This is a genomic window from Actinoplanes sp. NPDC049598 (assembly GCF_040675435.1).
Classification (GTDB): Bacteria; Actinomycetota; Actinomycetes; order Mycobacteriales; family Micromonosporaceae; genus Actinoplanes.
Genome location: NZ_JBFAOX010000010.1, coordinates 135,637 through 151,781, shown reverse-complemented (window position 1 = coordinate 151,781; position 16,145 = coordinate 135,637). Strand labels below are relative to the sequence as shown.

Here is a 16,145-nt window from a genome sequence, read left to right as displayed (position 1 = left end):
CCGGCGCTGAAGGAGCGGCCTGCCCGGAAGCAGGGCAGGCCGCTCCGGATCCTCGATTACCGGGAGCTGATCAGCAGACCGGGCACGACCGTCCGGCCGGTGCGGAACTCCGTGTAGGCCCACTGCTCGACGTCCGGCTGGGGGCCGGCCGGGGTCAGCGTGACCTGGCCGGAGCCGCCGCGCGTGACCCGGGCCGGTGCTTCGATCGTGGCGTTCCGGACGTTCCCGGCGCCGGGCACGACCGTCACGCCCAGCTGGTACGGCACGTCCGGGGTGTACGTGGACTGCGCGTGGACGTAGGCCGTGTACACGCCGGGCGGCGGGGTGAAACGCACGATCCGCTCGTTGCTGTGCCAGAACGCCCAGCTCCGCTCGACCAGTTTGCCGTCCTGGTAGAGATACAGGTCGAGGTTGAGGTTCGGGTCGTCCGAGGCGGTCTGCACGATCAGGCCGGCCGTCCCGCGCGGGACGACGATCTTCGTGCCCTGGGTGCCGACGCCGCCGGGGGCGAAGGCGCCGCCGCTGACGGTCGTGCTGAGCTGTTTGCCCGTCCAGGTCACCGGCTTGTAGCCGGTGGTCCGCCCGGTGAGCGGGCCGGTGAAGCCGGGCTCGAGGTAGCCCTGGCCGCCGCCGCCGACCCGGCCGAACTCGATGCCGGTGTCGTCGTACGTCCGGGGCGTGAAGCCCCACGGCCGTGCGGCCACGGTGAAGCGCACCCGGTGTTGGTCACCGGCGAAGACCAGCGATCCGGTCGCGTACCGGTCCCACGTCGCGCTGCCCCGGGCGAGTTTGATCGTCACGGTCGCCGTCGCTCCCGGCCGTACGGTGATGACCTTGGGGTTGATCGTGACGTCCATGCCGGACAGGCCTTCGACCCGCGCCCGGTAGGTCTCGGTCCGGGTGCCCACGTTCGTGAGGCGCCGGGTCACGACGACCGGGTGCAGGCCGTCGTACTCCCGCAGCGCGATGGACGGCAGGTTGAGTTCCTTGCCGTCAGGCGCCGTGGCCGTGGCGAACGCGCTCAGCGAGGCCGCCGACGGCTCGACGATCAGGCCCGGGTCGGTGGCGCGGGCGACGGTGGGGCGGCCCGAACCCTGCTGCAGCGGGCTGCTGGTCGCCTTGGTGTCGGCCGCGGTGGTCCGCAGGGCCGAGGCGACCGCGCCCGGCGACCACCCCGGGTGCTGCGCGCGCAGGACGGCGGCCATGCCGGCCACGTGCGGCGCCGCCATCGAGGTGCCGGAGTACGCGTCGAACAGGCGCCCGCCGGTCATCGGCGACACCGCCGCCACGACGTCGATGCCGTCGGCCACCAGGTCCGGCTTCTGTAGTCCGGTGTGCACCTGGTCCGGCCCGTACGAGGACAGCCCGGCCACGCTCGGCAGCCCGGCCAGGCTCGACCCGTCGCCCCCGGTCACCAGCGCCGCCGTGCCGTCGTCGCGGTGGGCCCACAGGTAGTTGAAGATCTGCCCGGCCTGCTCGGTGCTCCACAGGTAGACCGTGGGGAAGTCGTAGATGACGTTGAGCCGCGCGTTGCCGTTGGTCTGGAAGAGCACGACGCCCACACCACCCTTGGCCTTGACCTCCTCGACGGCCCCGGTCGCGCTGTCGAAGTCGCAGGCGACGATCTTGCCGGTCACCTTGGCCGCGTCGAGGCTGCCGCCGAGGCAGAACTGCGCGCCGTCCTCGGCCGACCCGGCCCGGTCGGCGAAGACGATCGGGGTCCGCGCCCGGGGCGGCAGGACGTCCATCGACGTGCCGACGATCCTGGTGCCGTCGCCGAGGCGTACGGTCGCCTCGTTGGCCCGCTCGACCGCCGCGCCGACCGTGGTCACCCACGGCTCGGCGTTGCTGATCATGCCGGACATGCCGTCGTTGCCGGCCGAGGCGGCCACGAAGACCCCGGCCAGGTACGCGTTGAGGAAGGCGTTCCCGATCGGGCTGTTCGCCTGGTAGTCGCCCATCGCGCTGCCGATGGAGTAGTTGATGACGTCGACGCCGTCGGCCACCGCGGCGTCGATTGCGGCGATGATGTCGGCGTCGCTGCCCGATCCGCCCCACAGCGCCTTGTAGACGGCGATCTGCGCGTCCGGCGCCACCCCGGAGATCCGGCCGAGGTCGCGTCCGAGCACCATCGCGTGCTCGACCGGCAACCCGGCCGCGGTGGACGCGGTGTGCGTGCCGTGCCCCTGCATGTCGCGCGGTGAGAGCACCTCCCCGTCGGGCAGGGAACCGGCCATGGCGAGCCAGCCGTCGGCGAAGTACCGCGCTCCCAGGATCTTGCCGTTGCAGGTGCCGGCCGGGAAGCCTTGGCAGGTGCCGTGCCAGCCCTTCGGCGCCGGCATGGTCGCCGCGAAGGACGCGCTCTCCGGCCAGATCCCGGTGTCGATCACGCCGACGACGACGCCCGATCCTTTGCCCGGCACGGGTTTGGCCATGGTCGTGGCCGGGGCCGCGCCACCCGGCCCGCTGGGCGTCGCGGCGTCGGCCTTGACCACGCGGGCCCGGCTGACGGCGGCCACCCGGGGGTCTTTGGCCAGCGCCGTGGCCTGGGCTCCGGTCAGTTTCGCGGTGAAACCGTTGAAGGCCGTGGTGTAGGTCTGCCGGGCCTGGATGCCCAGGTCACCCAGCACGTCGCGCTGCGCCGCGCCCAGGTGCCCGCGATATTTCTCGGCCGCGGCCGAGTGCGGCGCCAACTCCTGGCCGGCCGCCGGCCGGGTGGCCGCCAGCCCTTCGACGCCGCCGGCGTACGAGGTGACGGGCGCTTCGCGGAGCCGGACGATGTACTGGCCGTCGGTCAGACCGGCCGCGGCCGGCTGCGAACGGAGCGCGGCGCCGCCGGTGAGCGGCGCCGGTGTCCGTCCTTCGCGCACCAGCCCCAGGTCGGGCAGGGGTGTGCCGGCCCGGGCGTGCGCAGGCCCACCGAGACCGGCTGCGGTCAGGGTGAGCGAGAGAGTGAGCGCCGAGAGCGCTCGGAGGCTCGTGGCCACGAGTTCCCTTCCTCAGAGGAGCATCACGTACTTGGATGTGGCCACACCCAATCCTGAACCGGTTAAGCGGTCGTAGCCGGATCATTACGATCGATGCCCGATCGGCCGATCACGGTTGTCGATCATGGACCGTATGCTGTCGGCCACCATCGACCACGGGGGTCTACATATGCACAGGTTTCGAGCCGCTCTGGCGGCCGCGGCGGTCGCCTGCACCGCCACTGTCACCGCTGTCGTCGCGGGCGCCGGGCCCGCCACGGCGGGGCCGCCGGCGCTCAGCAACGGTGTCATCCTGCCGATCGACGCCGCGACCGATGTCGCCGTCGACCCGGTGCACAAGCGGGTTCTGATCAGCGACGCGCTCAAGGGGCAGCTGGTCTCGGTGTCGTACTTCGGTGGCGTGCAGAAGTACGTTCCGATCGCGCGCGGCGTCAGCGGGATGGCGTTCTCGGCCGACTACTCCACGCTGTACGTGACGGTCGCCGACGACCACCAGATCCACGTGTTCGACGCGGCCACCCTGGATCTGCGGCGCACCTACGAGCTCGGCCAGGAGGTGTGGCCGCGCACGGCCATCGTGGCCGGTGGCCAGTTGTGGTTCGGCTACGACGGCGGCTTCGGCTCGCTCGACCCGGCCACCGGAAAGACCACGGGGCACGACCTGATCGGCAACCGGTGGGCGCCCGAGCTGCGTACCTCGCCCGGCGCCCCGGGGACCCTGGTCGTGGCCGACGCCGGGCCCTACGCCCCGGGCAGCGGTGACGTCCACGTCTACGACGTGACCGGCGGGACGGCGAAGCTGAAGAACGAGGGCCGGTTCAGCGACGGCCTGCTCAACGATGTCGGGTTCAGCGCCGACGGCAAGACGCTGATCGGCTTCGGCAACAGCTGCCTGATCTGGAAGGCGCCGATCGCCGAGCTGGAGAAGCGGACCAACGCCTACCACAACGGCATCTGCACGCCCCACGCCGTCGACGTCAACACCGACGGGGAAGTCGCGTTCGCCTACGGCAACACCAGCAGCACGCCCGACGTCGCGATCTCCCCGGCCGGCTCCGAGCTGCCGGCCGAGCAGTTCGCCGCCCCGGTCACCGACGACGTCAACACCCTGCCCGACGAGGTCTGGGACGTCGCCTGGGAGCCGGGTGGCGAGCGGCTGTTCGTGCTCAGCCACAGCGCGAGCAACTACAAGGGCAAGTGGCGTTTCTGGCCCGTCCACGGTTCCGCCGCGTTCCGGCCGACCATCACGCTCAACGCCCCGGCCACGGCCGTGCCGGACACCGACGTGAAGATCACCGGCACGATCGCCGTGCCCGGCGCCCACGTCGAGCTCATCCGGGACTACGCGCAGGCGCCTTACGACTACACGCCGATGCGCACTGCCATCGCCGACGCCTCGGGCCGGTTCACCCTCATCGACCAGCCGACCATGCAGGGCCGGCTCACCTACACCGTTCAGTATCAGGGGACCGACAAGTACGCGCCGTCGTCCGCCAGTGCGGTCGTGACCATGCGGAAGAACACCCCCACGCTCACCGTGACCCCCAACAACACGGTCAACGCGTACGGCTCGACGGTCACCGTGACGGCCCACCTCGGCTCGACGTACTCGAACCGGGCCGTGCAGATCTGGGCCGACCCGGTCGGCTCCGAGCCGGCCCGGCTGCTGCGCCTGACCAACGTCGACGCCAAGGGCAACCTGACCTCCTCGCTCAAGCTGACCCGCACCACCGCGATCGTCGCCAAGTTCACCGGCGACGAGCAGTACGCGGCGGCTCAGGCGGTCTCGTTCCTCCACACCCGGGTCGCGCTGAACCTGCAGCCGTCCCGGCAGTACAAGGCCGCCAAGATCGGGTCGGTGCCGTACCGCTTCTACCGGGCGAACGTGCACCCGTACTTCCTCACCACCATGACCTCGTACCCGGGCCGTAAGCAGCGTCTGACCATCGAGGCCTACTCGGGCGGCAAGTGGAAGGCCCAGCGGGTGCTCTACCTGCCGCTCAACTCGGCCGGGCAGTCCGCTTTCACGCTGACCGGCGCCCACCCGACCGGCGTCTACTACCGGGTCCGGGCCGACTACATCACCACGTCGTCCGGTGACAACGTCAACTACTCCACGGCCAGCCCGTATTACTACTTCACGTTCACGAAGTAGGACCTGATCGGCTGATCAACAACGCAAGATCAGGTGCCGTACGCTCCTGCTCCATGCGCAAAATTCGGGCCGCTCTGACGGCGGCGGCGGTCCTCGGCACCGCCGCCGCCGCAGTGGCCGTGGGCACCCTCGACGCTTCGGCCGCCACTGCCCTGGGCAGCGGCACCCTGCTGCCGATCTCCACGCCGAGCGACGTCGTGGTCGACACCACCCACCAGCGGTTGCTGATCAGCGACGAGAACACCGGCCAGCTCGTGCAGACCACGTACGCCGGCGCGGTCGTGACCAGGAAGACCGGCCTGCCCGGCATCCGGGGCCTGAAGCTGTCAGCCGACGGATCGACCCTGTACGCCGCGGTGGCCGAGGCGCACGCGCTCGTCACCTTCGACCCGCAAACCCTGGCCGAGACGGCCCGCTACGACCTGGGCGCGACCGTGTACCCGCGCACGCTGGCCCTGGCCGGCCGCAAGGTGTGGTTCGGCTACGACGGCTCGGCCGAGAAGGACTACGTCGGTGGCTTCGGGTTCTTCGACCACTCCGGCGGCCTGCCGCTGACGTTCCACGATTCGACCGCCGACCGCACCTCGTTCCACGACGCGCCGCAGCTGCTCACCTCGCCCGGCGCCCCGAACACGCTGGTCGTCGCCGACGTCTCCAACAACGCCGTGACCAGCGGCGCGGTCGCCGTCTACGACGTGTCCGGCGCGGCCGAGACGCTGAAGGTCAAGACCACGTCGAGCGACTCGTTCCTGCGCGGCGCTGCGTTCACCGCGGACGGCGCCTCGCTGCTCGGGTTCGGGGTCCGCTGCCCGATCTGGCAGGCGCCGATCACCAGCCCTCATTCGCAGACCACGGCGTACGACAACAAGATCTGCAGCCCGGCCTCGATCGACGTCAACACTGACGGCCGGGTGGCGATCGGCTACAGCAACAACGACAGCACCACCGATGTGGCGCTCTACCCGGCCGGCTCGCAGACCGCCGGCCAGGAGTTCCAGCTGCCCAACACGGCGCCCGAGAACAAGCCGATCCCCGATCAGGTCGGCAAGGTGACCTGGGAGCCGGGCGGCCAGCGGGTCTTCACCCTCGGCTACAACTACAAGGCCGAGTGGCGGCTCTGGGTGATCAACGGCCCCGAACAGGCGGCGCCGCCGGTCACCCGGGTCAGTCCCGCGCTCACTTTGACGCCGAACAACACGGTCAACGCGTACGGCTCGACCGTGACGGTGACCGCCCGTCTCGGCACCACCGCGACCAACCGCGTGGTCGAGATCTGGGCCGACCCGAACGGCACCGAGCCCGCCCGCCTGCTGCGCAAGACCACGGTCGACGCCAAGGGCAACCTGACCGCCTCGCTGAAGCTGACCCGGACCACCGCCGTGCAGGTGAAGTTCGCCGGCGACGCCAAGTACCTGCCGGCCACGGCCAAGGCGGTGCTCAACACCCGGGTCGCGATCGCGCTGCAGCCCTCGCGGCAGTACAAGGCGGCCAAGATCGGGTCGGTGCCCTACCGTTATTACCGCACCACGGTCCACCCGTACTTCGTCACCACGATGACCGCCTACCCCGGCCGCAAGCAGCGGCTGATCTTCGAGGTCGCCTCGGGCGACGCCTGGAAGACGTGGCGCGTGCTCGACGTCCCGCTGACCAGCGCCGGCAAGTCGGCCTTCACGCTGACCGGCGCCCACCCGGCCGGCGCGCGTTACCGGGTCCGCGCGGTCTACGTCACCGGGACCTCCGGCGACAACGTCAACTACACGACGTACGGGTCGTACCAGTACTTCACGTTCACGAAGTGACCCACGGACCGGCCGGGTCGAGCCGCCGCAGCACGTCGAGCATCTCCGGCGGCTCAATCCGATCCGGCATGTCCGAGATATCAGGCCAGGGCACCCACGCGTGCCGGTCCAGGTCGGTCTGCTCGTAGTCCAGCAGGCCGTCCCGGACCACTGGCGGCTCATGGACCGGGAAACGGGCCAGGAACCACTGCTCCGGGCCGACGTAGCGGCGGCCCTTCCACTGCGTGTCCCGGTGCACCTCGAGCCCGGGGCCGGTGATCTCGGCGGTCAGGCCGGTCTCCTCCAGCAGCTCGCGTCGCGCGGTCTCGGCCGGCGCCTCGCCGGCCTCGATGCCTCCGCCCGGCGGTTCCCAGAGATAGGAGCCGTCGTACGGGTCGTGCCAGCGCAGCAGAAGAATCCGGCCGCCCGCGTCGACACAGACGACGCGGGCGGCCGGACGGAACGGCGCTATCTCCACCTGGGAGACGTTACTTGGTGACCTTCACCGAGTAGGACTTCTGAGCCGAGGAGTTGCCCGCCTTGTCGGTCGCCCAGTAGGTGACCTTCAGCGTGCCCTTCTCGACCCCCTGGACGCCGATGTTCCACAGGATGCCCAGGAACGGGTTGTCGTCCGCGAGCACCTTGGCCTGGCCGGCCGCCTCGGACTGCGACGCCGCCTTGACCCACTTGGCGCCGTCGAAGTAGTACCACTTGCCCGAACGCTCCTGGATCAGAGTGGCCTGGACCTTGTCGACGCCAGTGCCCGCGTCGGCCACGAGGCCGGAGAGCGAGCGCCACGACGACGCCTCGGTGGCCCGGAACGGCACAGTCAGCGAGACGACCGGCGCGGCCGTGTCCGCCTTGACCTTCACCGTGCCGGCCGTGGCCGGCATGCCGGCGCCGGCCGTGTTCCACGGCGTGACCGTCACCGCGAACGAGCCGCCCTTGGTGTAGGCGTGCGTCACCACGCCGCCCTTGGCCGGGACGGTGGTGGTGGCCCCGTCTCCCCATGCGACGACGAGCTTGCCGGCCCCGGTGACCTGGCCGACCACGAGCACGGCCGGCTGGCCGGCCCCGATCGAGGTCGGCGCGAGCACGTTGCGGCCCGTGGGCTGCGCGGACACCTTGACCGTGGCCGCACCCTGGAACGTGGCCGCGGCGCTGTTGCCGGCCTCGTCCGTGAGCGCCACCGACACGGTGTAGGTGCCGGTCTTGGCGTACTTGTGGGTCGCGGTGGTCGTGCCGGCGGCCAGGGTCTCCGGCGCGCTGCCGTCGCCCCAGGTGACCACCCGCTTGATCCCGGCCGCGGCGCTGACGTCGTCGCTCAGCGCGACCTGGGTCAGCGTCACCGACTGGCCGGCCCACAGGGCGCCGGCCGTCGGGCCGAGAGTGAAGGTGCCGGTCGGCGCGGTGCCGTCGAGCACGCCCGCGGTCGAGCGCGGCTTCGGGTCGGCGGTGACCGGCGAGTGCGCGGCGAAGTAGTTGACCAGCATCGTCAGGTCGTTGTCGCCGGTGGTCACCTTGTTGGTGCCCTTGCCCAGGGTGAGGAAGTTGTCGCCCCCCGCGGCCAGGAACGAGTTGCTCGTGACCCGGTAGGCGCCGGCCGGGTCGAGCCTGGCGCCGTTGAGCTTCAGGGTCGAGGCGATGATCCGCGAGCCCTGCGGCTGGTTCACGTCGTAGGAGTAGGTGAGCCCCTTCGACGAGCCCAGGTGCAGCACCGGGCGGGACGCCCCGGCCGGCTGCCACTGCTCCTCCAGCACCTGCTTGATCTGGGCGCCGGTGAGGGTCTGGGTCACCACGTCGTTGGCGAACGGCTGCACCGAGAACGCGTTGGCGTAGGTCACCGTGCCGTCGGCGCCGTACTTGAGGTCCGCCCGCAGGCCGCCCGGGTTCATGAAGGCGATCTGCGCCCCGCCGCGACCGGCCGCGCTGGTCTGGTCGAGCTGGACGTCGGCGATGAAGTTGCCCAGCACCGATTCGGCGCCCCGGTCCTCGGCGCCGGCGGCGCTGTAGGCCCGGTTGATGTCCGCGGTGATCTTGCCGAGCGGCTGCTTGCCGAGCTCGTCCGCGGTCACCTTGGCCTTGGCCACGATGTCCGCCACCTCGGCGTCGGCCGGGTAGCCGTTGACATTGAGCAGCTCGGCGGTCGACTTGGTGACCGCCTTGGTGGCCGGGTCGTAGGTCAGCACGGCCTGGCCGACCTTCAAACCGTAGTCCTCGGCCTGGATGACCGGACGGGTCCGGTCCGTGCCGGGGACCGGCACCTCGAAGGCGTACGGCTGGTGGGTGTGCCCGCTGAAGATGACGTCGATGTTCGCGTCGACCCGGGTGAAGTCGCCGAACACCGGGTCGTTCTGCAGCGCCTGGGCCGAGCCGATGTTCTCGGTCGCCGCGCCCTCGTGGGCCAGCAGCACGAGCACGTCGGCCTCGCCGTTGGCCTCGTTGCCGTCGGAGAGCTGGGTGGCCAGGGTGTTGGTCTCGGCCACCGGGTCGCGGAACTCGACCCCGGCGATGCCGTCCGGGCTGACCAGCGACGCGGTCTGCTCGGTGACGACGCCGATGTAGCCGACCTTGACGCCGCCGACCGTCTGCACGCTGTAGCCGGGGAGGACCCGCTCACCGTTCTGGTAGACGTTCGCGGCCAGGTACGGGAACTTCGCCCGGTCCTCGACACGGCCCTGCAGGTCGGCCAGGCCCTTGTCGAACTCGTGGTTGCCGACCGCCGAGACGGCCAGGCCGCCCGCGTTCAGCGCGTCGATCGTCGGGTTGTCGCCGTCGATGGCCGAGATGAAGGTGGACGCGCCGATGTTGTCACCGGCCGACACCCACGCGGTGTTCGGGTTCTGCTTCCGGAGCGCGTCGATCATGCCGACCAGCTGGGCGGCGCCACCGTTGCCGGCGGTCGGCTGCTCGAGCCGGCCGTGGAAGTCGTTGACGCTGAGCAGCTGCAGGTCGACCGGGCCGCTTGCTGTGGTCCTGAGGCCGATCACGACCGGGTCGTGGTCGCTGGCCCGGTACGGGTCCGGCGCGTAGAACGGCGCGTAGCCGTCGTACTCGTACGCGAAGGACTCCCCCGAGTTGATGTTCCAGATGTCCACGCCGGTGACCCGCTTGGCCATCTCGCTGGTAGCGAGCGCGTGGTCGAGCGAGCCGGACTCGCCGCTGAAGACGTACGAGTTCTTGTCCGGCGCGAACGTGGAGTGCAGGTCGCTGTAGCCGGCGGCGTAGAGGGCCTGCATCGGGTCCTCTTGCGTGTACGCGTTGAAGTCGCCGAGCAGCAGCACCTCGTTGCTGCCGCTGGCCGTCTTCACCCCGTCGACGAAGGTGGCCAGGGCCTTGGCCTGACGCACCCGGTCGCCGTTGTACGGGCCCTGCCCGTCCCCGGTGTCGACGTTGTCCCCGGTCGGCGCGACCGACGCGCTCTTCGACTTGAGGTGGTTGGCGACCACGGTGAACGTCGCCGCGCCGGCGGTGAAGGTCTGCGCGATCGGCTCGCGGGCGTTGGCCCACACCGTCTCGTCGCTCAGCGACTTCGAGGCCCCCTTGGTCGCCACCTTGCCCGGTTTGAAGATGATGGCCGTGGTGATGAAGTCCTGCTCGGCCGGGCTGGGCAGCTCGGCCGGCGACCGTACGTAGTCCCACGTGCCCGCCCCGTCGACCGCGTTGAGCGCGCCGACCAGGGTCTTGAGCGCCACCTGGGGGTCGTCCGGCTCGAAGCGGACCGAGTTCTCGATCTCCATGAGCGCCACCACGTCGGCGTCCAGCGCCGAGATGGCCGAGACGATCTTCGCCTGCTGCTTGGCCAGCGCGGCCGCGTCGGTCGCGCCCCGGGCCTCGCCACCGAAGTGGACGAAGTAGTTGAGCACGTTGAAGCTGGCGACCTTGACGTCGCCGCCGACGTTCGCGGGCCCGGCGGTACGCGGGTTGGTGTCCTTGAACGTCGTCCGCGCGGCGGCCGGAGTGCCGGCGTCGACCGGCGTGGCCGGCTGCAGGCGCCAGTCGTTGAGGCTGTAGTTCAGCACCGCCGGGCCGAACTTCTCCACCGTGTCGCCCACCCGGACCGGGTCGTTCTGGGCCAGGTACGGCGGCGCGAGGCCGGCGCTCGACAGGTTGGTGGTCTTGCCGTCGTCCAGCAGGAGCCGGCGGGCCTTGTTGTCGGCCTTGACCGCGGCGCTGGCGTCGGTGCCGGGCCGGGCCACGTCGGTCGGCACCTTGGCCGGCTTGTCACCGGCGGCCAGGATGATCTCGCCGTACCGGTTGGTGTTGTAGACGTCGGAGACGGTGAACGGGCCGATCGGGGCGACCAGCATGCCCTCGACCGACTCGCGGGCCGCGTCGTCCAGCGGGAGGCTCAGCGCGACCGGGGCCGGCAGCGGCGCGTTGCTCGCGCAGACCTGCACGTCGGTCTTGGCCGCGGTGGTGAGCTCGGTGAAGCCGTTGAACTCGCTGACCGTGCCGGTCACCCGGACCAGGTCGCCCACGGCGACCGACGGGTGGATCGCGGTGTTGGTGGTGAAGTAGGCGAAGATGCCGTCCGAGGCGGTACCGGCCTGGACCGGGCGGTCGCCGCCGCTGCCGGCCGTCTGGAGGTAGACGCCGTTGTAGCCACCCGAGCGGTGGTCGGCGGTCACCACACCCTCGACGGTGACCTTGCTGCCGGCCAGGCCGGTCGCCGCTCCAGTGCCCTGTACGGCGGCGATCGTCGTGGTGGCGGGGGTGTCGCAGCCGGGCTGCGGCTCTTCCGGCTCCTCGGGCGCGGTTCCGTTCTTCGTCCCGAACGAGCTGACCGCGGGGGCCAGCCACTTGCCGTCGACCTTCTGCAGCGACTGCCCGACCGGGGTCGACGAGGTCTCGGCCACGCCGAGGTCGACGCTGGTCTGCCCTCCGGCCGGGCCCGAGGCGGCGGTCATCGTGCCCTCGTAGGAGAGGAACTCGGCGACCGAGCCGTCCGGCTTGACCAGGGCGACGCCGTCGGGGGCGCCGTTCTGGAGGCCGTCCACGCCGTAGTTCTGCACGACCACGCCGGCGACCGGGACGGCCCCGCTCAGGGTGGCGGTGTTGTAGACGGCGTTGTTCGAGCCGTTGTAGAGGGCGATCTGCCAGCCGCTGAGATCGAAGCCGGCCGGGGCCTGGATCTCGATGGCCTCGCCGCTGTCGGTGCCGACGTTGTCGTAGTGGATCTCACTGATGAACGGTGTCGCGTCGGCCGCGACGGCCGGGCCGGCCAGGGTCAGGCCGAGCGCGGTGACGAGGCCGGTGGCGGCCACGCTCCGTTTATATCGACGCATAGAGATTTATCCTCCGAAGGACGTTGATCCGTCGGAGATTATGGATCGCGAATGACGATCGATTCTCTTTCAGGTAACGAGTAAGCATTGCCGCAGGTAAAAGCTTGGCCCCGCCTCGTTTTATCCGCGAGACGGGGCCATAGACTTGAACGATCCTTAATGGATCAGAACGGGCGGTTCGACCGCACCTTCGCCACTCTCGTCCTTCACGACGCGCTTCTTCGGCAGGAAGGCGATCGGGATCAGCGTCGCCACCGTCAGCAGGAAACCCACCCAGAAGGTGGTCGCGAACGAGTCGGCCGCCCACTGCAGGCCGCGCTGCAGGATGTCGGGCGGCAACGGGATCTGGGCGCCCTGCTGCACGGCGATGGCCGCGCCGGCCTCGGTGACCGGGTCGCCGCTCGGGCCCTTCAGGCCGGGGATGTCGGCCGAGCCGTTGAGCTGGCTGGTCAGGATCACCGACATGATCGCGGTGCCGATCGAGCCGCCGATCTGCTGGAGGATGTTGACGAGCGTGGACCCGCGGGCCACCTCGGCGTGCGACAGCGTCCGCAGGGCCGACGTCATGATCGGCATCATCGTGCCACCCATGCCGAGACCCATCACGAACAGCGAGCCGCACAGCAGCAGGTACGACGTGTCCGTGCCGACCTGGGTGAAGGTGAAGAAGCCGGCCGCGATCAGCGCCATCGCGAACGGCACCGTGCGCCCGACCGGGATCTTGTCGGCCAGCATGCCGGCGATCGGCATGGTCAGCATCGCGCCCAGGCCCTGCGGCGCCATCAGCAGACCCGCGTTGAGCGTGGACTCACCGCGCACCTGCAGGAAGTAGCTCGGGAAGAGCAGGCCGGCGCCCATGAAGGCGATGACGAAGACGAACAGCGAGATCGTCGCGATGGCCAGGCTGCGATTGCGGAACAGCCGCAGGTCGAGCAGCGGATGCTTCGGCTTGAACGAGTAGAGCACGAAGCCGATCACCAGCAGCGCGCCGATCAGCATGGTCGCCCACACCTTGGTGGCGGTGATGGTGCCGGTCTCCGGCAGCGACGAGACCCCGTACAGGAAGAGCGCGAGACCCGGCGAGAGCATGAGCATGCCGACGAAGTCGAAGGACTCGGACGGATGCGGCTCGTCCTTGGGCAGCACGAACCACGCGTAGACCAGCGCGATGGCGCCGATCGGAAGGTTGATCAGGAAGACCCAGTGCCAGCTGGCAACGTCGATCAGCCAGCCACCCAGGATCGGGCCGCCGATCGGGCCGAGCAGCATCGGCACACCCAGCACGGCCATGAGCCGGCCGATCCGCTCCGGGCCGGCCGCCCGCGTCATGATCGTCATGCCGATCGGCATGAGCATGCCGCCGCCGAGGCCCTGCAGCACGCGATAGCCGACCAGCTGCTCGATCGACCCGGCGGTGGCGCAGAGGGCCGAACCGAGGGTGAACAGCAGCAGCGCCAGCATGTAGAGCCGCTTGGTGCCGAACCGGTCGGCGGCCCAGCCGCTGAGCGGGATCACGGTGGCCAGCGCCAGCGTGTACCCGGTCATGGTCCACGCGACCTCGGCGTACGTCGCGTCGAACTGGGTCTGGAAGGTGGGCAGCGCGACGCTGACCACGGTGATGTCGAGGATCGACATGATCGCGCCGAGGACCACGACCCCGGCGATCTTCAAAACGGCGCCGTCGAGCTTGTTGGGTGGCGCGGCGGTTTGCTCTGTCACGGAGAACTCCAGGGTCCTTGGCTTCCGGCATCGACGCGCCCGCAGGTCAGAAGGGCCGCGCGCGCCCGGCAGACGGCGATGGTTGCATTACACACCGATCGCTTGCACCAGGTTTTCAGCTTCGCAGCTTTCGGTCCGTCACCGGCCCGGGTGGCTGAGGACCAGCGGAAACATCGCAGCTCAGGGCATTGATCAACCTGAGAAGGTGGCGAACGTCACTGACCGGGGCGCACGCCGAAACATGAGCCCCGTCAGCAACACGACAGAACATCAGCCCTTGACGGTGACCATGGTGCTGGTGGACCGGCCGTCCAGGTGGCCGGTGCGGCGGGCGACGACGGTGACCGTGAGCTTCTTGTTGCGCATACCGGAGGTCAGCTTCAGGGAGGCGCCGGTGCTGATCAGCTTTCCGTTCAGCCGCCACTCGTACCGGTAGGAGTTGGCCGCGGGTGACCAGGCGCCGACGGCCGCCTTGACCGTGCGGCCGACCTTGGCCGTGCCGCTGATCGCCGGCCGCTTGGCCGCCACCGGGGCCTTGCCCTTGGCCACCGCGCCCGTGGTGGCCGACCACGCGGCCCCCGACAGGTGACCGTCGCGCAGAGCGGTCACCTTCACCGCGATCCGCTTGCCGGCCAGCCCACCCGAGACCGTCAGCGCGGACCCGCCGGCGCCGGGGATGAGCACACCGTTGGCCGTCCACTGGTAGGCGTACTTGTTCGCCGCCGGGCTCCAGGTCCCGGCCGCGGCCTTCAGCGTGTAACCCACCTTGACGGTGCCGGTGATCACCGGCTTCTTGGTCGCCACCGGGGCCTTGCCCCGGGCCACGACGCCCGTCGCCGCCGACCACGCGGCGCCCGGCGCGGAGCCGTCCCGGGCCGCGGTCACCTTGACGGTGATCCGCTTGCCGAGGGCGGACGCCGGGATCGTCAGGGACGACCCGGTGGCGCCGGCGATGGCCACGCCGTTCGCGGCCCACTGGTACGCGTATCTGGTCGCCGTGGGAGTCCACGTACCGCCCGAGGCCTTGACCGTGGAACCGACCGCGGCCGCTCCGGAGATCACCGGCGCCGCGGCCAGCCGCAGCTGGGGCAGGGTGACCGTGAAAGCGCCGGCCACCTCGGCGTGCGGGCCGTACTGCCGGTCCACGGTCAGCGTCCACGCCCCCGCGGCCGCCTGGGCCAGCGGGAACGTGACGTCCATGGACCGGCCGTCGGCCGCGATGTTCGAAAGCGTGCCCGTGATCGGCTCGGAGCCGGACCGCGTGAGCTTGACGTCCAGGCTGGAGGTGAACGCTCGCCCGGTCAGCTTCACCACGGCCGTCGTGCCCTGCAGCGCGACCGCGGGCACGATCGCGGTCGGCCGGTACGCGGCCACCACACCGAGGTCGAGCAGGGCCGGCTTGGCCGCGGTGACCGGGAACACCGGACTCTCGCCGACCTGGCTGTACCTGTCGTCGCTGATCATCCGCAGGTCGGAGTCGGTGGCGTCGCTGCCGACGTCCGGCTTCGTGAAGAGCCAGAAGAACGGGTTCAGGTCGGTGACGATTTTGAAGCGCTTGCTCGGCACCTCGTACCGGAACGAGCCGTCGTACGTGTTGGCCGTCCCGTAACTGTCCTCGTCGTCCTGCGACCGGATCGACATGCCGACGTCGTTCGCGCCCGGCTCGGTCGCCTGCCGGATCCCGTCCGCGTTGAGGTCGTTCCAGATCCGCCCCCGGATCTCCCCGGTCTCCACGATCCGGATCGGGGCGGAGGCGGCGTTGTCCGCGGTCGAACTCTCCGGCGTCGACGTCGTGACGCTCGCGCCGACCTGGAGCACGGCGCCGACCGCCAGCCCCTCGACTTCGACCGAGCGGGTGATCGGCCGTTCGGACGCCCCCGGCGCCAGCTCGCCGAGATACGTGCAGGTCATGACCGAAGTGCCCCAGTCACAATCCCAGTCGCTCGTGCTCGAGCCGCCGAACGGACGAAGCCCGGCCGGAACGGTCAGCGCCACCGTCACCCCCGCCGCCGGCGCCGCCCCGTCGTTGCGGACGAACACGTCCACACTGGACCAGCCCGAGGTGTCGAGAAGATTGCGCTTCGCCGTCACCTCGACCACCACATTGGCCGTCTCACCCTCAGCCGCCTGAGCCGGCGCCGCCACCACGCCACCCGACACGCCCGTGAGCATGGCCAGACCGACACAAGTCAGCCACCTGGACCGCACCATAGAGATC

General features: G+C 70.4%; 7 protein-coding genes. 2 read left to right on the top strand and 5 right to left on the bottom strand.

From position 1 onward, the window contains the following. Positions 1–56: 56 nt before the first annotated feature. The gene (locus AB0J66_RS23715) at positions 57–2,987 is read right to left on the bottom strand and encodes a S8 family serine peptidase (protein WP_364664321.1); all 2,931 of its coding nucleotides are present in this window, start codon (positions 2,985–2,987) and stop codon (positions 57–59) included. Between the two features lie 124 nt (positions 2,988–3,111). Here AB0J66_RS23715 and AB0J66_RS23710 point away from each other — a divergent pair, with 124 nt between their 5' ends. Together AB0J66_RS23710 and AB0J66_RS23705 are read left to right on the top strand one after the other, a co-directional pair. Beyond that, positions 3,112–5,142, top strand: coding sequence for a hypothetical protein (locus AB0J66_RS23710; protein ID WP_364664319.1), 2,031 nt, complete (start codon positions 3,112–3,114; stop codon positions 5,140–5,142). A gap of 53 nt (positions 5,143–5,195) precedes the next feature. Then, entirely contained in the window at positions 5,196–6,941 is a 1,746-nt protein-coding gene (locus AB0J66_RS23705; protein WP_364664316.1) for a hypothetical protein, read from the top strand. Here AB0J66_RS23705 and AB0J66_RS23700 read toward each other — a convergent pair. From AB0J66_RS23700 to AB0J66_RS23685, 4 genes are all read right to left on the bottom strand, one after another. Continuing rightward, complete coding sequence (locus tag AB0J66_RS23700) at positions 6,931–7,392, bottom strand: NUDIX domain-containing protein (protein WP_364664741.1); 462 nt, start codon at positions 7,390–7,392, stop codon at positions 6,931–6,933. The genes AB0J66_RS23705 and AB0J66_RS23700 overlap by 11 nt on opposite strands. Before the next feature lie 16 nt (positions 7,393–7,408). Further along, positions 7,409–12,187 carry an ExeM/NucH family extracellular endonuclease gene (locus tag AB0J66_RS23695; RefSeq protein WP_364664313.1) on the bottom strand — a complete coding sequence of 1,593 codons (4,779 nt, stop codon included), beginning with the start codon at positions 12,185–12,187 and terminating at the stop codon, positions 7,409–7,411. A 177-nt stretch (positions 12,188–12,364) separates the two neighbouring features. After that, positions 12,365–13,927, bottom strand: a complete 1,563-nt coding sequence (locus AB0J66_RS23690; RefSeq protein ID WP_364664310.1) for a DHA2 family efflux MFS transporter permease subunit — start codon at positions 13,925–13,927, stop codon at positions 12,365–12,367. A 270-nt stretch (positions 13,928–14,197) separates the two neighbouring features. Further along, positions 14,198–16,138: an SdrD B-like domain-containing protein gene (locus tag AB0J66_RS23685; RefSeq protein WP_364664307.1), complete on the bottom strand. Its 1,941-nt coding sequence runs from the start codon at positions 16,136–16,138 to the stop codon at positions 14,198–14,200. Positions 16,139–16,145 lie beyond the last annotated feature (7 nt).

Excerpts from the sequence above, each read along its gene's own strand:
- AB0J66_RS23710 (WP_364664319.1), top strand. The coding sequence starts at position 3,112 with ATGGACCGTATGCTGTCGGCCACCATCGACCACGGGGGTCTACATATG.
- AB0J66_RS23705 (WP_364664316.1), top strand. The coding sequence starts at position 5,196 with ATGCGCAAAATTCGGGCCGCTCTGACGGCGGCGGCGGTCCTCGGCACC.
- AB0J66_RS23685 (WP_364664307.1), bottom strand. The coding sequence starts at position 16,138 with ATGGTGCGGTCCAGGTGGCTGACTTGTGTCGGTCTGGCCATGCTCACG.